22 protein-coding genes are annotated in these 19,586 nt (G+C 65.3%); 12 read left to right on the top strand and 10 right to left on the bottom strand.

The genetic code is table 11. The annotated features are described in order from the left end of the window. The first annotated feature begins 142 nt into the window (after positions 1–142). Positions 143–625 (top strand): FKBP-type peptidyl-prolyl cis-trans isomerase, encoded by a 483-nt coding sequence (locus BJI69_RS00585; RefSeq protein WP_046967388.1) that lies wholly within the window; start codon positions 143–145, stop codon positions 623–625. Positions 626–786: 161 nt separating this feature from the next. Here BJI69_RS00585 and BJI69_RS00580 read toward each other — a convergent pair whose 3' ends face one another. After that, on the bottom strand, positions 787–1,854 hold the full coding sequence (locus BJI69_RS00580) for a phospholipase A (protein ID WP_046967387.1): 1,068 nt from the start codon (positions 1,852–1,854) through the stop codon (positions 787–789). A gap of 147 nt (positions 1,855–2,001) precedes the next feature. Next, positions 2,002–2,496, bottom strand: coding sequence for an EF-hand domain-containing protein (locus tag BJI69_RS00575; RefSeq protein ID WP_052767136.1), 495 nt, complete (start codon positions 2,494–2,496; stop codon positions 2,002–2,004). 97 nt (positions 2,497–2,593) lie between these two features. On the opposite strand from BJI69_RS00575, the gene BJI69_RS00570 reads away from it, so the two are divergent. Next, a complete protein-coding gene (locus tag BJI69_RS00570; RefSeq protein WP_244465251.1) occupies positions 2,594–3,862 on the top strand; it encodes a winged helix-turn-helix domain-containing protein in 1,269 nt (422 codons plus the stop codon). Here the strand turns inward: BJI69_RS00570 and BJI69_RS00565 are convergent, their stop codons facing one another. Next, complete coding sequence (locus BJI69_RS00565) at positions 3,863–4,345, bottom strand: hypothetical protein (protein WP_046967386.1); 483 nt, start codon at positions 4,343–4,345, stop codon at positions 3,863–3,865. It abuts the gene before it with no gap. Positions 4,346–4,674: 329 nt separating this feature from the next. Between BJI69_RS00565 and BJI69_RS00560 the strand changes: the two genes are divergently transcribed. From BJI69_RS00560 to BJI69_RS00540, 5 genes are all read left to right on the top strand, one after another. Beyond that, complete coding sequence (locus BJI69_RS00560; RefSeq protein ID WP_046967385.1) at positions 4,675–4,884, top strand: cold-shock protein; 210 nt, start codon at positions 4,675–4,677, stop codon at positions 4,882–4,884. A gap of 357 nt (positions 4,885–5,241) precedes the next feature. Next, positions 5,242–5,445, top strand: a complete 204-nt coding sequence (gene cspE / locus BJI69_RS00555; protein WP_046967384.1) for a transcription antiterminator/RNA stability regulator CspE — start codon at positions 5,242–5,244, stop codon at positions 5,443–5,445. Between the two features lie 84 nt (positions 5,446–5,529). Beyond that, a complete protein-coding gene (locus BJI69_RS00550) occupies positions 5,530–6,408 on the top strand; it encodes an alpha/beta hydrolase family protein (protein ID WP_046967383.1) in 879 nt (292 codons plus the stop codon). A gap of 49 nt (positions 6,409–6,457) precedes the next feature. Then, positions 6,458–7,327 carry a pirin family protein gene (locus BJI69_RS00545; RefSeq protein ID WP_046967382.1) on the top strand — a complete coding sequence of 290 codons (870 nt, stop codon included), beginning with the start codon at positions 6,458–6,460 and terminating at the stop codon, positions 7,325–7,327. 12 nt (positions 7,328–7,339) lie between these two features. Further along, positions 7,340–7,645, top strand: a complete 306-nt coding sequence (locus BJI69_RS00540) for an Mpo1-like protein (protein ID WP_046967381.1) — start codon at positions 7,340–7,342, stop codon at positions 7,643–7,645. 28 nt (positions 7,646–7,673) lie between these two features. Here the strand turns inward: BJI69_RS00540 and cqsA are convergent, their stop codons facing one another. The 4 genes from cqsA to BJI69_RS00520 form a co-directional block, all read right to left on the bottom strand. Beyond that, complete coding sequence (cqsA, locus tag BJI69_RS00535) at positions 7,674–8,936, bottom strand: alpha-hydroxyketone-type quorum-sensing autoinducer synthase (protein ID WP_046967380.1); 1,263 nt, start codon at positions 8,934–8,936, stop codon at positions 7,674–7,676. Positions 8,937–9,211: 275 nt separating this feature from the next. Continuing rightward, positions 9,212–10,249 (bottom strand): response regulator, encoded by a 1,038-nt coding sequence (locus BJI69_RS00530; protein WP_052767135.1) that lies wholly within the window; start codon positions 10,247–10,249, stop codon positions 9,212–9,214. Beyond that, positions 10,249–11,619 carry a sensor histidine kinase gene (locus BJI69_RS00525; RefSeq protein WP_052767134.1) on the bottom strand — a complete coding sequence of 457 codons (1,371 nt, stop codon included), beginning with the start codon at positions 11,617–11,619 and terminating at the stop codon, positions 10,249–10,251. Before BJI69_RS00525 ends, BJI69_RS00530 begins: the two co-directional genes overlap by 1 nt. Position 11,620: 1 nt before the next feature. Beyond that, positions 11,621–12,010 carry a cytochrome c gene (locus BJI69_RS00520; protein ID WP_046967379.1) on the bottom strand — a complete coding sequence of 130 codons (390 nt, stop codon included), beginning with the start codon at positions 12,008–12,010 and terminating at the stop codon, positions 11,621–11,623. 64 nt (positions 12,011–12,074) lie between these two features. On the opposite strand from BJI69_RS00520, the gene BJI69_RS00515 reads away from it, so the two are divergent. Continuing rightward, positions 12,075–12,890: a tRNA threonylcarbamoyladenosine dehydratase gene (locus BJI69_RS00515; RefSeq protein ID WP_046967378.1), complete on the top strand. Its 816-nt coding sequence runs from the start codon at positions 12,075–12,077 to the stop codon at positions 12,888–12,890. A 2-nt stretch (positions 12,891–12,892) separates the two neighbouring features. Here the strand turns inward: BJI69_RS00515 and BJI69_RS00510 are convergent, their stop codons facing one another. Beyond that, positions 12,893–13,957 (bottom strand): aminotransferase-like domain-containing protein, encoded by a 1,065-nt coding sequence (locus BJI69_RS00510; RefSeq protein ID WP_052767133.1) that lies wholly within the window; start codon positions 13,955–13,957, stop codon positions 12,893–12,895. A 37-nt stretch (positions 13,958–13,994) separates the two neighbouring features. Between BJI69_RS00510 and BJI69_RS00505 the strand changes: the two genes are divergently transcribed. The 4 genes from BJI69_RS00505 to BJI69_RS00490 all read left to right on the top strand — a co-directional run bounded on the left by BJI69_RS00505 (position 13,995) and on the right by BJI69_RS00490 (position 18,536). Then, entirely contained in the window at positions 13,995–14,285 is a 291-nt protein-coding gene (locus BJI69_RS00505; protein ID WP_046967377.1) for a GIY-YIG nuclease family protein, read from the top strand. Positions 14,286–14,317: 32 nt separating this feature from the next. After that, complete coding sequence (locus BJI69_RS00500) at positions 14,318–15,178, top strand: 2OG-Fe(II) oxygenase (RefSeq protein ID WP_052767132.1); 861 nt, start codon at positions 14,318–14,320, stop codon at positions 15,176–15,178. A gap of 308 nt (positions 15,179–15,486) precedes the next feature. After that, positions 15,487–17,625, top strand: a complete 2,139-nt coding sequence (locus BJI69_RS00495) for a M1 family metallopeptidase (protein WP_046967410.1) — start codon at positions 15,487–15,489, stop codon at positions 17,623–17,625. Continuing rightward, the gene (locus tag BJI69_RS00490) at positions 17,622–18,536 is read left to right on the top strand and encodes a hypothetical protein (protein WP_046967375.1); all 915 of its coding nucleotides are present in this window, start codon (positions 17,622–17,624) and stop codon (positions 18,534–18,536) included. The genes BJI69_RS00495 and BJI69_RS00490 overlap by 4 nt, the downstream gene beginning before the upstream one ends. 27 nt (positions 18,537–18,563) lie before the next feature. On the opposite strand, the gene BJI69_RS00485 is transcribed toward BJI69_RS00490, so the two are convergent. Beyond that, positions 18,564–19,100: a GNAT family N-acetyltransferase gene (locus BJI69_RS00485; RefSeq protein WP_046967374.1), complete on the bottom strand. Its 537-nt coding sequence runs from the start codon at positions 19,098–19,100 to the stop codon at positions 18,564–18,566. Positions 19,101–19,122: 22 nt separating this feature from the next. After that, complete coding sequence (locus BJI69_RS00480) at positions 19,123–19,584, bottom strand: SET domain-containing protein-lysine N-methyltransferase (RefSeq protein ID WP_046967373.1); 462 nt, start codon at positions 19,582–19,584, stop codon at positions 19,123–19,125. Between the last annotated feature and the right edge of the window lie 2 nt (positions 19,585–19,586).

Below are 19,586 nucleotides of genomic sequence, written 5' to 3'. Positions count from 1 at the left end.
AGCAGATTACGCGCTTGCGGCGGGTTGCGCCGCAGCATCGCGAGGCCTCCGGGATTTGCAGTCAGGCGGCGGGTCGCCTAGCCTTGAGGGCCCCCAAGGTCGCTCACACGTCCTTTTACTACTCTTCATAGCGAGAATTTTCATGCAGATCGCCAACCGCCATGCCGTTTCCTTCCATTACACGCTGACCGACGACCAGGGCAACGTCATCGACAGCTCGGACGGTCGCGAGCCGCTCGCTTATATCCACGGCGAAGGCCATATCGTGCCGGGCCTGGAAAAGGCGCTGGAAGGCCGGTCGGTCGGCGACCAGTTCAAGGTCGACGTCTCGCCCGAGGAAGGCTATGGCGTGCGCCACGACGAGCTGGTCCAGACGGTTCCGCGGGCGGCTTTCCAGGGCGTGGAAGATCTCCAGCCGGGCATGCAGTTCCAGGGTCGCAACGACCAGGGCAGCATCAACGTCACCGTGTCCAAGATCGAAGGCGACAACGTCACCGTCGACGGCAACCACCCGCTGGCCGGCCAGACGCTGCACTTCGCCGTCGAAATCACCGGTGTGCGCGATGCGAGCGAAGAAGAGCTCGCCCACGGCCACATCCACGGTGAAGGTGGTCACCACCACTAAGCCGGAACGGCTCCTGCTGTTGGTAGGAGCCGATTCATCGGCGAAAGGGTGCTAGCCGCACCCTTGCCGTTCATGTGGGAGCCGATTTATCGGCGATTGGGCCTCGGGGCTAAACCGCTCCGTTGGCTTTTCGCCGATGAATCGGCTCCTACATGTACCTATTAGTACCAGTCCAGCAGTGAAACGCCGACGCCCAGGTACGTTGCGCGATGGTTGTAGTCGATCAGGCTCTCGCCGTAACCGTTGAACACCTCGAGATAGCCGCGCAGGTTGTGTACGACCGGGAAGCTCCAGGTGCCGCGCAGCGAGCCATGTGAGCGATCGCCGGTGCGGAACGAATGCCGGGCGGTCAACGCGAACTCGTTGGCGCCCATCTCATGAACGACCTGGACTTCGCCGCGACCCATGTAGTCCTGGATGTTGGGGTTGTCATCTTCCTTGCCGCCCTCCGGGATGCGCCACCACGGCCGCAGGTTCACGACCCAGTTCTCCCTCTCGAAACCGAAATCGGCAACCACGCGGTTCCAGCTGCGTGAGAGGGGATCGGCGCGTCCGTTGGACTGATGATTCACGCCGATGTCGGCGAGACGACCGTTCCAGCCGAAGATGTTGTAGTTGGTGTTGAACACCAGCAGGGCTTCCGGCTCGTAGTTGGTCTCGCGGAACGGGCGCGAATTTTCCTTGTTGTAGACCTGCCAGCGCGACGACTGGGTATAGCCCACCCACAGGTCGCCGTTGTCGCCGAAGACATTTTCCCAGACCTTGGTTTTCAGGCTGATCTGGAACTTCGCTTCGACGTTCTGCAGTGCTTGCGGCTCCGTGACCGTGTGGTCCGGCGCGGGGCTGGACGGGGTCTTGTTTTGCTTGGTCGTACCGAAGAATGGCAGCGCATAGGTCGGCTTGTAGCCACGCAGGTTGAACGTGCCCAGCTTGCTCTCGGGTGAGAGTTCCCAGCGACTGTCGAGCAAGGACACGGGGCGGGCCACATCGTCGGAATTGCGCGTGGCGAGGTCGACGCTCACCGACTCGCCTTTCTCGTCCTTCTTTTTCGCCGCCTGCGGAAGCCTGTCGCGCCCGGTCGCCTTGTCGTAGCACAGCAGCCGCTGGGCATCGGTCTCGATGGCCGAGCAGGCGCGGATGTCGATGGGGCTCGGGTTCTGCGCGAGCGCGAGCCCCGCGTGGAGGCACGCATAGGCGCCAAGGGCGCCTGCGGCATGGAATCGCTTCATGTGGTGTCACTCCCTGCATGCCCAATACGGCACGGCGAGCCGGGAGTGTAGCCGCCACGAATGTGTGAATAACGTGCATTGTTGCCGTTAATCGCAATAAACGACGCAGGGCCACGGCTGGGCCCTGCGTCGCTACGCCTTACCCGATCATTGGCCGCTGGCGCCGGAGTGCTGGACCCAGCGCTGGTATTCGGCCTTGCTGATCTTCCCGTCGCGGTTGGCGTCCGCGTACTGGAAGTCGTTCGCCAGCAGCGGGAACGCCGATGCCTGGGTGGCCGTGATGAACCCCTTGCCGCCCGAGAGCGTCGCGAAGTCGGGCGCCGGACCGGATGGCTTGGCCGGGGCCGGAGCGCTGTTGACGGTGACCGGGCCCTGCGCCGTTGGCATCGTCGTGCCGGTGGACCCTGCGTCGGGATTCGGCGGCGGGGGTGCCGGCGGCAGCGGTGGCGGAGGCGGAGGTGGCGCGTCCGAGGCCGGCGGCGGCATGCTGCTGGGCGGCATGTCGGCCGGCGGTGGCGGTGGCGTGGCCTCACCCGGTGGCGGCGGCGGGACCCTCGCAGGCGGCGGAACGTCCTGGGCAAACGCCACGCCTGCCAGCAGCAGCGATGCGCCGAGTGCAACGGCGCGAACTTGCTTATTCATCGAAAGCCTCCTTTCGTCAGCGGTGTTGGGACGACATCGTTGCCGACGCTAGCAAGGGACGATTTAATGGCGGCCCAACTGCGAACAGGCCTATACCGTGCCATCACGCGTATCCGACGGCTCCTCCACGCACGACGTGCTCCGTCTATCGCGACGATCGGCGCAGCTGCTTCACCTCGCCGCCCAGGGACTCCTGCGTCGGCGACCACGAAAAGCCAGGCCGGCCGACATCGCCTCGACCGTCGCAGCGATGGGCATACTCCAGATCGATACGATCAACGTTGTCGCGCGAAGTCCCTATTTGGTGCTGTTTTCACGCCTTGGCGCGTATCGCATCGAATGGCTGGACGAATCGCTGGCCAAGGGTGAGATTGCCGAGTGCTGGGCGCACGAAGCGTCCTTCGTGCCATCGTCCGAATACCGGTTTCACCGTGACTACCGTTCGGGCCGCGGCGGCCACTGGGCACAGAAGATGGCCGAGCGGACACGGGCCGACGCCGGCGCCGATATGGATCTCCTGCTCGAACGGATCCGTCGCGAGGGCCCCTTGCGCGCGGCGGACTTCGAGCGCGACGCTCCCGCGGTCAAGGGGTGGTGGGGCTGGAAGCCGGAGAAACGCTGGCTGGAAGCCTGGTTCGCCCTCGGTGCCCTGATGGTGGCGCGCCGCGAGCGATTCCAGCGGGTCTACGACCTCACCGAGCGGGTAACGGCACGCTGGGTCGAGCCGCCTGCACCGGGAACCATGGAGGAGGCGGACGTGCGTCGCCACTTCATCCTGCAGAGCGTTCATGCCCTGGGCATTGCGCGGGCACGCTGGATCGCCGACTACTTCCGGCTACGCCCGCGGGTAACCGACGCGGAACTGGCACCGCTGCTCGCTGAGGGCCTGCTGCTCGAGGTCAGGGTCGACGGCTGGGATGACACGGCCTATGTGCATCGCGACAACGCATCGCTGCTGGACGAGGCAGCAGGCCATCGGTTGCGCGCGACGCGCACGACCCTGCTGTCGCCGTTCGATCCGGTGGTATGGGACCGTGCGCGGGCGATGGATCTTTTCGACTTCGAATACACGCTGGAGTGCTACACGCCGGCCGCGAAGCGCACTTACGGGTATTACGTGCTACCCATCCTGCATCGCGGGCGACTGGTCGGCCGCCTGGACGCGAAGGCGCATCGGCAGGAGGGCCTGTTCGAGGTGATCGGTGTCTGGCTGGAGGCCGGGGTATCCACCTCGCCCGGCCTGGTCGCCGGGATCGCCTCGGCTATCGGCGAATGCGCGGCCTGGCATGGCACGCCGCGCATCTCGGTCGGGCTCAGCCAGCCGCAAGGGCTGGCAAAGCTCGTTCGTGCCGCGTTGGCGGGGTGATCAGCGGGTAGACGCGGGCGCCGGGGTATCGGCGCAGGACTTGCCGTGCAGGGCGTCCTTCAGCTGCGAGGCGAGCGACACGCAGCGGTTCTGCAGCTGGTCGCGCATGTCCGGATCCTGGGACTGGCGGAGCAGGCTGGTACGCATCATCTCGTAGCGCGGCTCGATCTGGTCGCGGGCGAACACGCCGGCAGCCAGGTGGCAACTCTTGTAGCTGGCCAGGTACTCGTCACAGGCGGCAATGCCCGTGCTGGTCGGCAGCGGACCGGTAGCCGCCGCTGGCGTCGTGCCGGACTTGGTGGTCTTGCCTGCCGGAACGTTGGTAACCGTGGTCGTCGCCGAGCGCGACTTGGTCGTGGTCGTGGTGGTGGGCGTCGCCGTGACCGTCTGGGTGGTCGTGGGCTTCGGCTTGTGGTCGGAACACGCGGCCAGGGCGAGGGCGCAGAGTGCCAACGGCAGGAAGCGGGTGAGATGTTGGGTCATGGTCGGTCCCCCTAGGGCGTGGCGTGGAAGGATGGTAGGTGAAAAGTCGCAATGCGGGTGCGACGGGGCGCAAGCATGGTCCGCCAGGGGGTGAACGTGGCGTCAGGGCGCCTCCGGCGCGGCCTGGCGGGGTGCCGTCGCTATTTATCGAAGGGACGAGTATAGTTCGCCGACTGTGTTTGCCGGGGTCATAGAGTTACGTTGACCCGATGCAGCTGATCACGTATCCGCAACATCGCTTCGCTCCTCGCGTTTCCTTGCACACCAGTTCCAGCGACGATCAACCGATCGTCGGTTTTATTCGCTACACAATGTATTGGAGTGTTTCTATGTCGGATCGTGAAATCGGCACCGTCAAGTGGTTCAACGACGCCAAGGGCTTCGGCTTTATCTCCCGTGAGAACGGCCCGGACGTGTTCGTTCACTTCCGCGCTATCCAGGGCAACGGCTTCAAGTCCCTCGCCGAAGGCGAGAAGGTCTCCTTCAAGGTCGTCAACGGCCAGAAGGGTCTGCAGGCTGAGGAAGTCAACAAGGCGTAAGCCTGCTGACGCACTCGCTGCATGAAAAGCCGGGCGGAGACGCCCGGCTTTTTTCATGCCTGAGATTTATCGCAAGGCGGGTACCTCGGGCCGGGTAAACCCCGATTTATTCCTAAGAATTTCGCGGTTTTCACAAAAAAAGTCGTGATAGACGTCAATAAATCGTCCTATGTAGGCATTCCCCTACATAACTCGCGCCAAATGTGGTTATCATCCACCTTACTGTGTCTGCGCGGTCACGCGAGTGGCCCGATGTAAGCGCGAAGTTTACGCTCCATCGCCTCACCCGGTCCTGCATTCCCAGTAAGTCGCCGGCTCGCGAGCCGGGTTTTCGAGTGTTGGATAGAGGTGTGTGTGATGGCAACTGGTACTGTTAAGTGGTTCAACGATGCGAAGGGCTTTGGCTTCATCACTCAGGATGAAGGCGGTCCGGACGTGTTCGTCCATTTCCGTTCGATCCAGGGCAACGGCTTCAAGTCGCTGCAGGAAGGTCAGAAGGTTGAGTACACCGTGACCCAGGGCCAGAAGGGCCCGCAGGCGGACAACGTCAATCCGAAGTAACTCTGTTCGGGTTGGCTAGCGCCTCCCGTTCTTGCAAGACTTCTGCTCCCTCGGCGCAGCCGCGCCGAGGGAGCGTTTGGCTGCATGACCGATCGCCCTGAACCCACGATTTTCCCGGAATCCGCCCCACGCGAGGCGATTTCGCTGCATATGGCCGACGGCGCCTCCGCCGATCTGGTCCTCTACCGTCCCGATGGGGACGAGGTCGCCGCCTTGCTCTGGGTCCCTGCACTCGGCGTGGCTGCCCGTCATTACGAACCCCTTGCTCTCGCGCTCGCCGCGGGTGGCGTTGCCGTGGCCGTGCATGAATGGCGGGGTATCGGGTCCAGCGATCGCCGGGCCGGCCGCCATGCCAACTGGGGCTACCGCGAGCTCCTCACCGACGACCTGCCGACCAGCCTCGGCGCCCTGCGCGATGCCGTCCCGTCGGTACCACTCTATGTGGGCGGACACAGTCTGGGCGGCCAGCTGGCCAGCCTGCTTGCCGCGACCAGTTCAGTGCCGCTGGCTGGCCTGGCGCTCGTCGGGAGTGGCTCACCGTACTGGCGGTGTTTCAAGCCGTGGGTAGGTCTGGCCCTCGTCGCTGCGCCCGTGCTCGCCAACCTCGTGGGATGGCTGCCCGGGCGCCGCGTGGGTTTCGGTGGCAACGAGGCTCGGGGTGTGATTGGTGACTGGTCACGCACGGGGCGCACCGGGCGGTACGCCGGGCGGGGCATCGACGCCGATCTCGAAGCAGCGCTGCGCGGGCAGCGCGCGCCGGTCTTCGCCCAGCGCCTGCGGGACGACTGGTTCGGTCCCGAGGCATCGCTGGCCTTCCTTCTCGGCAAGATGCCCGAGGCTTCGCAACGCACCGACGTCATCGGTCCCGACGATCTCGCGGGCGTACCGGCCGACCACTTCGCGTGGATGAAGGTGCCGCAGGAGATCGCACGTCGCCTTGTCGAGTGGATGCAGGTCGTCTAGGACACGCATCGGCTACGCTTGAACCCAACGACACGCGGAGAAGTAGCCCATGACCACGGTCCCCATCGACGGCAAGCAGCGCGATCTCGGCGGCGGCTTCGTCGTGCGGCGCATGTTGCCGCACGTGAAGGCCCGGCACGTCGGGCCCTTCGTCTTCTTCGACCAGATGGGGCCGGCCACCTTTGGCGAAGACACCGGCATGGATGTGCGTCCGCATCCGCATATCGGGCTGGCGACGGTCACCTGGCTGTTCGCCGGCGCGATCCGGCACCGCGACAGCCTCGGTAGTGCGGTCGACATCCATCCCGGCGACGTGAACTGGATGACGGCGGGGAAGGGCATCGTGCATTCCGAACGCACGCCGCCGGACGAGCGCCATCATGGGCAGAACCTGCATGGCATCCAGGTCTGGGTGGCCTTGCCCAGGACGCACGAGGACATCGACCCCGAATTCCATCACCACGGTGCCGCCACCCTGCCCAAGGTGAATCGCGATGGCGCCAGCCTCGTCGTCATTGCCGGCGACGCCTTCGGTGTCACCTCGCCAGTGCACGTCTATGCGCCCATGTTCTTCGTGGAAGCGCGCCTGGAGGCCGGGGCGACGCTGACCATGCCGGAGCAGCATGCGGAGTGGGGCGCGTACGTGGTCGATGGCGCCGCGCACTTTGGCGACCTCGAACTGGGCGCGCTCGACATGGGCGTGGCCTACGGCGGCGAGCCTCCCGTGCTCACGGCTCGCAAGCCGTCACTGATCATGCTGTTCGGTGGCGCGCCACTCGATGGCGAGCGCCATCTGTGGTGGAATTTCGTCGCGAGTTCGCAGGAGCGGATCGATGCGGCCAAGGTGGCATGGTCGGAAGGTCGATTTCCGATCGTTCCCGGCGATGCGTACGAGCGGATTCCCCTGCCCACCTATTGAATGGAGCCCGTGATGGCACGCTTTGCCAGCTTTCGCGACTTCTATCCCTATTACCTGGGCGAGCACGCCGACGTGCGCTGCCGGCGCCTGCATTTCGCGGGTAGCTGGGTGGTGCTCGCGGCGCTGGCGATGCTCGTCGCCACCGGCCAGCTACGCTGGTTGTGGCTGGCGCTGGTCGGCGGCTACGGCTTCGCATGGGTCGGGCACTTCGTCTTCGAGAAGAATCGCCCGGCCACCTTCAAGCATCCGCTTTACAGCCTGATGGGTGACTGGGCGATGTTCTGGGACATCCTGCGTGGACGCGTTTCCTTGCGCTGACGGCGCGCGGACGCGTCCACGCCCGGACTCAGGCCACTTCCGCCGACGGCGATCGGGCAGCCTCCCGCGTGGACCGGCGCGTCGCACTCCACGACGGTAGATCCATGGCGTCACGTGCCACGCGGCACACCTCGATCAAGCGCTCCACGTCGTCGTCGCTCATGCCTGCATTGAGGGTCAGGCGCAGCAGCGAACGGTTGACCGTCGTCGCGGGCGCGCTGAATACCGAGCCGAACACGCCATGACGTTCCATGACATCGCGCACACGACCGGTCAGGATCTCCACGCCGGCTTCGAAGGCCACGATCTGCTCCGTGCCATCGGCGATGGGGTAGCCCAGCTCGGTCAACTCGCTGCGCACGCGGCGCGTGACCTGGCGTAGTCGCTGGCGTCGCCAGCCTTCGGACTGGATGACCCGATGCGAGGCCGACAGGCCGGCCAGCTCGTGCGGAAGCAGCGACGAGCTGAAGATCGCCGGGAGTGCCTCGCAGCCGAAATAGTCCTTGAATGCCGTGGTGCAGGCGATAAAGCCTGCGCGCGAGCAATAGGCCTTGGCCAGGCTTGCGGTGATGAAGTGGACGCGGTGATTGAGTCCGAGGCTGGCCACCAGGCCTTCGCCTCGAACACCGTGTGTACCCAGCGAATGCGACTCGTCGACGACCAGGACGCAACCGTGGTCATGGGCAACCTGTGCGATCTCGACCAGGGGGGCTACGCTGCCGTTGGTGCTGTACACGGCATCGACGACGATGACACCGGGGCCGTTCCGCATCACCTGGCGTTCGAGGTGAGTCATGTCGTTATGCAGGACGGATACGGCTCGCGCGCCCGCGCTGCGGATGCCTTCCCACAACGAGGCGTGGGCGAGCATGTCGACGTAGACGGGCACGCGCTCGCCCGCGATCGACTGGATCAGTCCCACGTTGGCGGCAAATCCCGACTGCGCGAGGATGCCGTCCTCGCTGCCGACAGCGCGTGCGAGTTCCGCTTCGACGCGATGCAGCGGATCGTCGGCATGTTGCTGGAACAGCGCGGACATCATCATGCCCAGGCCGCCGCTGGCCAGCGCTTCGCGTTGTGCTTCCACGATGGCCGGATGCCCGGCAATGGCCAGATAGTCGTTGCTCTGCAGCATCAGGTCGGCATCCGTCGGCTGCCGGCCGCGCAAAATGTGACGGCCGCCCCAGTCAATGGCAACCCGTTCGTTGTGAAATTTGTCGACCCTGCGTTGAACGAATGCCGGAAGCGTCGGGGCCGGGGCGATGCGGTGCAGGACGGAAACGTTTTCCATGACGATCTCTCTCTCTGGCAAAGGGGGATGGGCGATATCCACGACGCCGTCGACAAAAAACGGCGCACGCACGTCCACCTCGCCCAGGCAGACGCATGAAGATGAGAGAGGCGTCCTACGGGGTCCGCGAACGGACTCCGGCCTCGTGCCATTACCAAGAGAGACGTCGTGACATCCGCGCGTCGGAACGACCGCGCGACCACGCACGACAAAAGACGCCCGACGCACCGGATGATCCGGCACGAAAGCGTCCTTTTATTGAGAAATGAGCCCGATTAGATGAAGCGCGGCCTGCTGTCGGCCGAGAGGCTGAGGTCCTGCTCGCGCAGCCAGCTCCGGTACGACTTGATGTGTTGCAGCCGGAAGCGCTCCACGTCGTCGATAAGCGCGTAGTAGTACCACTGTTCGCCGGACACCGCGGTGGCGGGATACATGTGGGCTTCCGGATTCTCCACGCCCTTGTGGTAGAAGCCGTCGCGGGAGCGGAACCAGGGCAGGGCCTCGCCGCCGCGGAGGGCGTCGAGCACGGTCTGGGGGGCCCCGAGATCTGCCGCAATTTCATAGTGGGTACGCAGGTCCTCATCCGTCTGGACGAGGAGGAAACGGCCGATACCCCAGGCGTCGATCAGCAGAAGCCCCGTGGGATTGCAGTGCACGTAGCACTCCACCGGCTGGAACGTGGCCGTGACGCTCTGCAGGACTTCGCGAAACGCCGGGTCGCGCAGGAAGCGGAAATTGCCCAATGCCAGGGTTTCGGCGACGAAGGCGCTGGCCCGCTCGAAGTAACGACGCTGCAGCTCGGTGATGGCCGTCTGCAGCTTTTCGATGGCCAGCGGGTCGTTCTTGCGGATGAAGCGGTCGATGACGCCCGAGTTGAAGGCATCGATGGCCGTGGCGTCGTCCGCGCGGCCCGTCAGCAGGATCTTGCCTATATGCGGATTCGGCAAGCGCTTGCAAAAGGTGATGCCGTCCATCTCGGGCATGGCCTGGTCGACCACCACCACGGAAATCTCGGCGAAGCGCTCCGGGTCGTAGACCACCCGATGGATCGAGTCGATATCGAGCGCCACGAGTTCCTGCGTTTCGGAGGGGCGGTCCTTCCAGCGGTACAGCCAGCCGCCGCCAGGGACCGGGCGACTGCCGTTATTCCCCAGGGTGGCCAACGCGCTACGCGGCGAACTGAAGGTACGCACGCGGACCATCGGGTCGAGCAGGAGCGGCACGACGTCGAGATACTCCTCGTGGTCGTCCACGAGGAACGTCGTCGTTGGAAAGTGGAAGGGCTGGATATCGCCCTGCGAGTTCAACGTCATCACTGCCGGTCCCCGGTCTCCGCATGCGGAAAGGTTAGGGTGAATTCAGTAAATTCACCCAGATTCGTTCGGCAGACGATGCCACCTCCCATATGCTCCATCGCCGCGCGGCAAAAAGCGAGACCTATTCCTAGCCCGGTGATCGATCCGGTGCCCGGGCTGTCGCTGGAATAGGAGTAGAAGCGGTTGAAAATGCGGGGAACGACGTCCGGCGGGATGCCTGGACCGGTGTCGTAGACACGGATGCGGCTGGCCCGATCCCCCGGCTCGATGAATACACCGATATCGCCCTTGCCGGCCCGATCGGTATGAAAAAGTGCATTGCGCAGCAAATTGAACAGAACGTGCACGACCAGGCTCTCCTCGCCGAGGAGGCGGAAATCGCCGGTCGGCGACAGGGTGATCCGTTCGCGCTCGGCGCGGGATCCGTACGGAAAGCGCCGCAGCGCCTGTTCCACGCACTCGCGGGCGGTGAGGGGGATCAGCGGTACCTCACCGATCGGCCGGGCCGAGAGGAGCAGCATGTCGATGATGGTGTTGGCGTAGGTGACCTCGCGTTCCATGACGCCGATGCTGCGCTCCAGCGCGTGCAGGTTCTGCGCGCGTAGTTCCGGCACGGGCAGTCCTCCACCTTCGGCAAGGCGATGGCTGCGGATCAGATCGGGCATGAAACGGGCGACGGCACGGGCCGCGATGCGTAGCGACCCGAGCGGCGTGCGCAATTCGTGGGCGATATTGTTCGAGGCGGCGGTCAGCGCTTCGATGCGCGATTGCTCGGCCATCGTCGATGACACCGTGCACGTGGCACCGCCGACCATGCCGAACAGCAGCAGGGGCAGGTACTCGAGCATCGTCTGTGTATGCAGGTGCGCCTCGGGCGAGAGCACGAAAACCATGCCGGCCAGCAGGCTGCCGATGCTGAAAACCAGGAGAAAGCTGACGATGTCGAAGAGCATCATCAGCAGCATCACGCAGGCCAGGTGGGTCATCAGCCAGGCCGGCGTGGCGTTGCGCAGGGTCATGTAACCGACGAAGAAGGGCATCGCCACCGTCATGGCGAAGTACCAGTACGTTGGCAGGTGCGTGCGCAAACGGCGCGGCCACCAGGGCAGGAGGGCCAGCGGGATGAAGGTCGCGCTGCAGACCAGCCGCATCGGCAGGTTTTCGTAGGGCTGCGGAAACAGGTAGGCCCACACCGGATAATAGACGGCGAGGCAGAAGCTGCCGACCACGCCGATCGCGACCATCTTCGGCTGCGAGTAACGGGTGCGCAGGAACATCGTGGTTTCGAAGCGCGCCATGGCCCGCGCAAGCAGCCACCACTGCATGCGCAGGAAGCCGGTCGGTCTTTCGGGTGCGGATCCGGTCATCTCAGCGGAATCGCTGGTGACAGGACTGGCAGGCATCGCCAACCGGTTTCAAGGCGACGGCGAGTGCCTCGCAGGTGCCCGGCGTGGCGGCGACGGCCCGGTCGAGCGCCTTCAGCAGCCCGTCGTCGGCCTGGGCGAACGCCGGCTCCATGTCCGGGAAGGCCTCGCGAATGTCGCCAGCGGTCTCGCGCAGGCGGGCCAGATGGCTGGCGCTGCCCTTGGCATCGCACTGCTTCGCCCGCACGTTGGCCTGCAGTACGCCCATGTGGTGTTGCATCACGGCCATGACGCCATCATGGAACGGCGTGCCCTGGCGAAGTGCCGACAGAGCGGACGTGGCGCCCATGGCGCCTACGGCCAGCCCCAGGATGACGAGAAGCAACGCGCGCATCGGTGATCCATGGCTTTCCGGACTGTCAGCATAGCGGACGGTCCCATTCTTTCAATATGAGACAATGAGCGTCATACCCCACACCGAGATCCCCGTGAGTACGGCCCAGGCCGAACGTTTCGCCGGCATCGAGCGGCTCTATGGCCGCGGCACCCTGGATCGCCTCGCTCACGCGCACGTGTGCGTCATCGGCGTGGGTGGCGTTGGCTCGTGGGCCGCCGAAGCGCTGGCGCGCAGCGGCATCGGCAGGCTCACCCTGATCGATGGCGACGATGTCTGCCTGTCCAATACCAACCGGCAGATGCATGCCCTGGATGGCCAGTACGGCAAGCCCAAGGTCGGTGTCGTTGCCGAGCGGGCACATGCGATCAGCCCGACCCTGCGGCTCGAGGCGATGGAGCGTTTCCTGACACCGTCCTCCCTGGACGAGCTGCTCGACCGCAACTACGACGTGGTGATCGACGCCTGCGATGCGCTCAAGGTCAAGCTGGAAACCGTGGTCTGGTGTCGTCGCCGCAAGGTGCCCCTGGTCACCGTGGGCGCCGCGGGTGGTCGCACCGATCCGACCTTGATCCGCGTCCGCGATCTGTCGCGTACCGAACACGACGCCATGCTCAGCATGATCCGGAAGAAGCTTCGTCAGGAGCATGGCTTCCCGCGTAACCCCGATCGTTTCTTCGGCGTCTCGGCGGTGTATTCGATGCAGAACGTGCAGTACCCGCAGGCCGACGGGAGTGTGTGCGGCGTACGGCCACCGGGCAGCGATGCCTTGAAGCTCGACTGCGGTGGCGGCCTCGGCGCAGCCACGCATGTCACGGGTGCGTTCGCTTTCGCTGCGGTCGGTAAGGCCCTCGAAAAGCTGACGGCCACGAAGGCCTAGTCTCAGCGAACCTCGGCGACGATACGCAAGGCGGTTTCCAGTCGGTCGAGGTCTTCTTCCGCACCGAGGCATAGCCGCAGGCCTTCGGCGTGCTCGCCATCGGCCGCGAGTGGTGTCGATGGCGTGAGGCGCACCCCGCGTGCCATGGCTCTGGCCTCCAGACCTTCCGCGCCGTCGCCCGGCAGCCAGACATGCAGGCCGTTCGCGGTCACCAGATCGCCGCCGAGGAGGTGACGGGCGAGATGGTTGCGTTCGACCATGCGCTCGGCGAGATTTGCCAGCAACGCGTCCGCGAGGCCATCGGCCATCCATCCGGCCACGATGGCGGGGAACAGGGCGGGCAAGCCGTCGCTGGTGAGTCGTATCGTCGAGGCCGCGCGCTGCCGGCTCGCGTCGTCGGGAAGGAGCAACCAGCCCACGCGCAGTCCTGGCCCCAGCACCTTGCCGATGCCGCCCGCGTGCAGGCAGCGGTCCGGGGCGAGTTCGGCGAGCGGGGGAAGCGCATCGCCGTGCTGCCATGCCAGCGGTGAGTAGACATCGCCTTCGATGATGGTCAGGTCGCGCGCCGTCGCCACCGCCGCGATCTGCCGACGACGAGCCAACGACATCGTCGACGTGGTCGGGTTCTGCAGCGTCGGCTGCACATACACACAACGGGCGCCGGTCGTCGCGGCCATGCGCTCCAGTTCGCCAGGCAACATGCCCTCGCCATCCATGCGCACGCCGGCGACGCGGATGCCGCGCGCTTCTGCGCTGGTACGAAAACCGTGGTAAGTCGACGATGCCACGAGAAGCGTGTCGCCGGGCGCGCAGGCCTCGTCCAGCGCCAGCGACAGCGCATGTCGTGCGCCGAGGGTCACGACCAGGCGGCGGGGGTCGACAACGACATGGCCACAGCGTCGCCGCATCCAGCCGGCGATCGCTTCGCGCGTGCCCAGGTTGCCTTCCATCGCCGGGTAGGCCAGCAGTTCGGGACCGACCGGGAAGGCGGCCAGGGCTTCGGCCAGCCGCGCCGCCACCGCCGCGCGCAGGGGGAGATTGACGGCCAGGTCGTAGTGGGCGTTCATCCCGCCATTGTAGGGTGCCAGCGGGTACGCTTACGTCATGTGGTGCGTCTATCTCATCGAATGCCGCAACGGCGCCTGGTACGCGGGGATCACCAACGATCTGCCCGCGCGCTATGCCGCTCACGTCGCCGGGAAAGGGGCGCGTTACACGCGAGCCAATCCACCCGTGCGCCTGCTCGGCTCGCGCGCCTTCGCCGACCGCTCGGCGGCATCGAAGGCCGAGTGGGCGGTCAAGCGTCTGCCAAAGCAGAGAAAGCTCGCCTGGCTCCAGGAGGCGGCAGACACGTCGGCCGCCGACACCGCGGGCGCCGATCGCGGCACAATGTAAGCGACCGCTCCGCAACGATGCAGGAAAACCCTTTGCAAACGCGCTTCCACACCAAGGTCACCCAGGATTGGCAGGACTGGATCCGCGAGGCCCTGGCTGCCGGCAACGCGCCCGCCGACCTGCTGCTGACCATGAAAGAGCACCAGTTCGATGACGGCGTGGCCCGCGAGGCGATCTCCACGGCCTTGTTCGGTACCGCGACCGCCCCGGCCGCGGCGCATGCCTCGGCGCTGACGCCGTTCCATGGACGCCTGGACGAGGGCCACGTGCTACACACGCCCGATCGGGATGTGCGCGTCCTGCTGCGTATCGCACGGCCGACGATCGCCGTGCTCGACGGCGTGCTCAGTGACGAGGAATGCGATGCGCTCAAGCACATGGCCCTCCCGCGGCTCGAGCGCTCGGCCGTCGTCGGTGTCGCGGACGGGGTGAATACCGTCATGGACATCCGTACCAGCGACGGCGCCTATTTCCAGCGCGCCGAAAGCGACTTGATCCGGCGTATCGATGCGCGCACCGCGGCGATCATGCGCTTGCCCGAAGACCATGGCGAAGGGCTGCAGGTGATGCGCTACGGTCAGGGCGGTGAATACCTGCCGCATTTTGACTATTTCCAGCCCGACGAAAAAGGCAGCCAGCCGCACCTGGCCACCGGCGGCCAGCGGATATCCACCCTGATCATGTACCTGCACGATGTCGATGCCGGTGGTGAGACGATCTTCCCCCGTATCGACTTCAGTTACGTGCCGCGCAAGGGGCAGGCGTTGTACTTCGAATACACCGCGGCCGACGGCTCGCTCGATCCCCTGTCCCTGCACGGCGGTGCACCGGTGATGCGAGGCGAGAAATGGATCGTGACCAAGTGGATGCGCGAGCGCGCTTTCGCAGGCTGATTTTTCTTCCCCGACCGTGACCTCTGGCCTATATCGGGCCAGGGTCGTACCCCGCAATCTCGCGGGATAACAGGGGAGAGGTGCCAATGCGCAATTGTGGGTGTGGGAGCCGCTTCAGCGGCGAAAAGCCAAGGCCCCAGCCATGTGGGAGCCGCTTCAGCGGCGAAAAGCCTACGGAGCAGAGACGCCGTCGCATGCCCACCGAAGCATTTCGCCTCGCCATCGCCGCGGTCCTCCTATGCACTACCGCCGCCGCCTCAGCCCAAGACCGCGCACCACCGTCGGCGTCTACATCGGCCGTTGCACCCGTGACGCCCGTTGCCCCGGCACCCGCGGCAACAGCCGCCGCCGTCCCGACCGAGATTCCCTTCGCCTCGCCGCATGCCGCCTTCGTCCGCACGCCCAGTGCGCCGACCGCGTGGGGTGGGCCTCGCACCGGGCATGAAGCGACACTGTCCGACCGTGTGGTGTCCTACCGCATCCAGGCGCGTCTGGACCCGGAGAAGCATACGGTCGATGGCCAGCAGCAACTGACCTGGCGCAACCGCAGCGACCGGCCGGTGAGCGCGGTCTTCCTCCATCTCTATCTCAACGCCTTCGAAGGCCAGGGCAGCACGTTCTTCACCGAGCGCAGCGTGCTCGCGGCACACGGTGACTCACGCGGCGTCGCCGAAGTGAAGAAGGGCGAGTGGGGTCACATCGACCTGGGCAGCGTCGATCAGGACGGTGCACCGCTGAAGTGGCGCTACGTGCATCCGGACGGCGGCCCCGCGACCGATCACACGGTCGTTCGCATCGATCTCGCGCAGACGGTGCCTGCGGGTGGCAGCGTCACGCTGGACATGAACTTCCACAGCCAGCTGCCGCGGGTGATCGAGCGCACGGGTTATGTCGGCACGTTTCATCTGGTCGGCCAGTGGTTCCCGAAGATCGGCGTACTCGAGCTGCCGGGCGAGCGTGGGGCGACCGAGCCACGCTGGAACGTGCACGAGTTCCACTTCAACAGCGAGTTCTACGCCGACTTCGGCGAGTACGACGTGCGTATGACGGTGCCCAAGGATTACGTCGTTGGCGCGGTGGGCGAGCAGCAGGGCGATCCCACGCCCGAGGGCAATGACCTGACCTGGCACTTCATCCAGGCCGACGTGCACGACTTCGCCTGGATGGCCGCTCCGGGCTACAAGACGCTCGATGGCGAGTACACCGGCCCCGGTAGCCCGCGGGTCAAGGTGCGCGTCATCTACCCGGCGGAGTACGCGGTGGATGCCAAACCCGTGCTCAAGGCTTCGATCGATTCGATCGCCTATTTCTCGCAGACGCTCGGCCCCTATCCGTACAAGACGCTCACCGCGGTCGTGCCGCCTTTCAATGCGAGTGAAGCCGGAGGCATGGAGTACCCGACGTTCTTCACCGCCGATAACTACAACCCGGTGGCGCCGAAAACCTTGAACGAGTACCTGCTGGACTTCGTGACCATCCACGAGTTCGGGCACGGCTATTTCTACGGGCTTCTCGCCTCGAACGAGTTCGAGGAGCCGATGCTCGACGAGGGGCTGAACGAGTACTGGGACGATCGGATGCTGCGCGAGCGCAATCAGATGGTGTACCTGACGCAGCCGGTGTGGAAGTTCTTCGGCGTCGAGGCACCGCTCGGACCGTTCATGCTCGAACGGATGGTCTCGATGCTCGCTCACCCGGCCGATCCGCTCGGTCAGAATGCCTGGGACCGCCTGTCGAGTTCGACGTATGGGACGGTGTATTCGCGTACCGCCACGGCCATGCACGATCTCGAGGAGCGCCTCGGCAAGCCGGTGATGGAGAAGGCCTTCCGCGACTACTACACCACCTGGCATTTCCGTCATCCGTCGATTGCCGACCTGCAGGCGAGCCTCGCCGAATCGTCGGGCAAGCCCGCCGTCGTTGCCCAGGTCTTCGAGCAATACGTCTATGGCACCGACACTGTCGACGATCGCATCAGCGAGATCGTCAGCGACGAAGTGCTGCCCCTCGCCGGCACGTCGATCAAGGACGGCAAGCGTGTCGAGCTGAGTAACGACGACAACGACGAGGCCGTCGAGAAGCAGCGTGACACCTGGGAAAAGGCGCACCCGGATGCGAAGCCGGGCACCGGCCCGTTCCCGTGGAAAACGACCGTCACGGTGCGTCGGGACGGTGCCCAGGTGGCGCAGACGCTGAAGGTGACCTTCGCCGACGACTCGGTGGAAACCGTACGTTGGGACGACGACCGGCGCTGGGCGCGGTTCGTCTTTACCAAGCCGGTGAAGGCCACCTCGGCCGAGCTCGATCCGGAGCATAAGGTTTATCTCGACGCGAACAAGCTCAACGACTCGCGCACCGTCAAGGCCAATCACGCCGCCTCGAACCGCTGGGGCTCGGATTTCGCTGCCTTGCTGCAGGGTATCTACACCGTGCTGGGGACCCTATGAACAGCCATTCCAAACGTTCGGCGCTTGCCGCTATCGGCAACGGCGCCCTTGCTGGCCTGCAGTGGCGCCTGCTGTTGTTGTGGGTACTGATCTCGCTGCTGCCGACGCTGGTCGTCGCGCTGCCGCTGTGGAGCACACTCGATGCCTTGCTGGGTCACTCCGTGCACGCCGAGGCCTGGGCGCAGCACTTCGACGGCTTGATGTTCGGTGACGTCTTCGTCGCTCTCGGACGTGACAACCCCTGGATGGGCATGGCCTTCGTCGCGGGCCTGATCCTGACCCTGGCGATATCGCCTTTTCTCACCGGCATGGCGGTGGCGGGCGGCCGCGCCGGACGTGCGCTGAGCTTCGGCGGCCTGTTGCAGGGTGGGGCGACCGAATACGGACGGATGCTGCGGGTGCTGTTGCTGGCGTTGATTCCCTATGCGCTGTTCGCCCTGGTGGCGAAAGCGGCATCGTCCTTTGCGGATGGCAAGACGGACGCGGCGCTGCTACCCGCCACGGCCGACATGTATGCCTATGGTGCGCTCGCCGTCGCCCTGCTGGTTTTCGCGATTGCGCAGGCGGTCGTTGAATCCGCACGCGCCCAGTTCGTCGCCGACATCGGGCTGCGCTCGGCGTTCCGTGCACTGGGGCGTGGCTTCATGCAGTTCGTGCGCCGTCCGTTCGCCAGCTTGCTGGTGTACCTGGTAATTACCCTCGTCGGCACGGTGCTGGCGGTCTTGATCGCCGCGTGGCGGGGTCACACGGTGGCGGCAGGAAGTGGTCTGTTCGTCGCCTTCCTGATCGTGCAGTTGGGCGTGATCGCGATCGCGTGGATGCGCACCGCACGCCTGTTGGCCATGGCGGGCATCGCCGCGGTCAGTCCGGCGCATCGTCGCCGTCGTACGGATTTCGCGCCGGCGCTTTGATGCCCGGCGTCTGCGCCGTGCGAGCGATCAGCTCGCGCGGCGGACTTCGCGGTGCGGCGGGTAGTAGGCGAACAGATGCGTCGCACCGCCGAGGAAATCGATGTTGTCGATGTGCTCGCCACCCAGGCGTTCGGCGACGTGGTCGGAAGCTTCGTTGCCGATGCGCACGAGGCTGATGACGCGTTGCGCGTGCATCTCGTTCCAGGCGAAAGCGAGGATGGCCTCTCCCGCTTCCGTGGCATAACCGTGATGGCGGTGCTCCGGCTTCAGCATCCAGCCGAGCTCGAGGTCGGGCCAGCCTTCCGGTTTCATCAGGCCGGCACGGCCGATGAACTCACCGGTCTGTTTCAGTTCGATCGCCCACATGCCACAGCCACGGAGGGCCCAGTGGCCGAGCAACATGGCCATCGAGCGCCAGGCGTTCATGCGGTCAAGAGGCTGGCCGTCACCGATCCAGCGCGTGCTTTCGGCGTCCGCGAGCATTTTCGCGTAGTCGTCGAAGTGGCGTTCGGTGAGGGCGGTCAGCCGCAGGCGCGGCGTTTCCAGAACAGGGATATCGGACATTGCCATCGAAGTGACCAAGGAATCAGCCGAGCAGGGCGGCGAGGGCGCGTGTACTTAGCGCGAGGCTGTCCTGCCAGGACAAGCCGGTTATTTTCTCACCAGTTGCCGCGTCGTTAAAGCTCTCGTTCTCATTTGGCGGAAGGAGATGGCGATAATCGACCGTAATTTCAGTGCCTTGCGGAAGGTTCTTCGAGGCAAAAATAAATCCCAGATGCCAGATTCCGGTCGGCTCGAAGCTGTGATTGACGTAGCACTCGTCCGGCCAGTCGGGTGAAACGGTGTAGCGGTCCTCGAACCAGCGGGCCGCGGCGAACTGATTGGCGGCCAGGGCGGGCGTGGCGAGGATCTCGGCCCAGGTATGCGTACGGTCGATGGCATCGGGCGCGGTCACGATGCGTCCGGCGTCGACGGCTTCGTCGACGAACAAGCCCTTGCCGGCGCCGGGAATCCCGGAAGCGGCGATGCGGTAACGCGGCAGGATCATCG

Origin of the sequence: Luteibacter rhizovicinus DSM 16549, from assembly GCF_001887595.1 — a bacterium.
Classification (GTDB): Bacteria; Pseudomonadota; Gammaproteobacteria; order Xanthomonadales; family Rhodanobacteraceae; genus Luteibacter; species Luteibacter rhizovicinus.
Note: the sequence above shows the minus strand (reverse complement) of the source record. Positions and strands in the feature narration are given on the sequence as shown.

Bases quoted from the DNA above. Each gene is read 5' to 3' on its own strand.
- BJI69_RS00585 (WP_046967388.1), top strand. From the start codon at position 143: ATGCAGATCGCCAACCGCCATGCCGTTTCCTTCCATTACACGCTGACC.
- BJI69_RS00580 (WP_046967387.1), bottom strand. From the start codon at position 1,854: ATGAAGCGATTCCATGCCGCAGGCGCCCTTGGCGCCTATGCGTGCCTC.
- BJI69_RS00575 (WP_052767136.1), bottom strand. From the start codon at position 2,496: ATGAATAAGCAAGTTCGCGCCGTTGCACTCGGCGCATCGCTGCTGCTG.
- BJI69_RS00565 (WP_046967386.1), bottom strand. From the start codon at position 4,345: ATGACCCAACATCTCACCCGCTTCCTGCCGTTGGCACTCTGCGCCCTC.
- BJI69_RS00560 (WP_046967385.1), top strand. From the start codon at position 4,675: ATGTCGGATCGTGAAATCGGCACCGTCAAGTGGTTCAACGACGCCAAG.
- cspE (WP_046967384.1), top strand. From the start codon at position 5,242: ATGGCAACTGGTACTGTTAAGTGGTTCAACGATGCGAAGGGCTTTGGC.
- BJI69_RS00550 (WP_046967383.1), top strand. From the start codon at position 5,530: ATGACCGATCGCCCTGAACCCACGATTTTCCCGGAATCCGCCCCACGC.
- BJI69_RS00545 (WP_046967382.1), top strand. From the start codon at position 6,458: ATGACCACGGTCCCCATCGACGGCAAGCAGCGCGATCTCGGCGGCGGC.
- BJI69_RS00540 (WP_046967381.1), top strand. From the start codon at position 7,340: ATGGCACGCTTTGCCAGCTTTCGCGACTTCTATCCCTATTACCTGGGC.
- cqsA (WP_046967380.1), bottom strand. From the start codon at position 8,936: ATGGAAAACGTTTCCGTCCTGCACCGCATCGCCCCGGCCCCGACGCTT.
- BJI69_RS00530 (WP_052767135.1), bottom strand. From the start codon at position 10,249: ATGACGTTGAACTCGCAGGGCGATATCCAGCCCTTCCACTTTCCAACG.
- BJI69_RS00525 (WP_052767134.1), bottom strand. From the start codon at position 11,619: ATGACCGGATCCGCACCCGAAAGACCGACCGGCTTCCTGCGCATGCAG.
- BJI69_RS00520 (WP_046967379.1), bottom strand. From the start codon at position 12,010: ATGCGCGCGTTGCTTCTCGTCATCCTGGGGCTGGCCGTAGGCGCCATG.
- BJI69_RS00515 (WP_046967378.1), top strand. From the start codon at position 12,075: ATGAGCGTCATACCCCACACCGAGATCCCCGTGAGTACGGCCCAGGCC.
- BJI69_RS00510 (WP_052767133.1), bottom strand. From the start codon at position 13,957: ATGAACGCCCACTACGACCTGGCCGTCAATCTCCCCCTGCGCGCGGCG.
- BJI69_RS00505 (WP_046967377.1), top strand. From the start codon at position 13,995: ATGTGGTGCGTCTATCTCATCGAATGCCGCAACGGCGCCTGGTACGCG.
- BJI69_RS00490 (WP_046967375.1), top strand. From the start codon at position 17,622: ATGAACAGCCATTCCAAACGTTCGGCGCTTGCCGCTATCGGCAACGGC.
- BJI69_RS00485 (WP_046967374.1), bottom strand. From the start codon at position 19,100: ATGTCCGATATCCCTGTTCTGGAAACGCCGCGCCTGCGGCTGACCGCC.
- BJI69_RS00480 (WP_046967373.1), bottom strand. From the start codon at position 19,584: ATGATCCTGCCGCGTTACCGCATCGCCGCTTCCGGGATTCCCGGCGCC.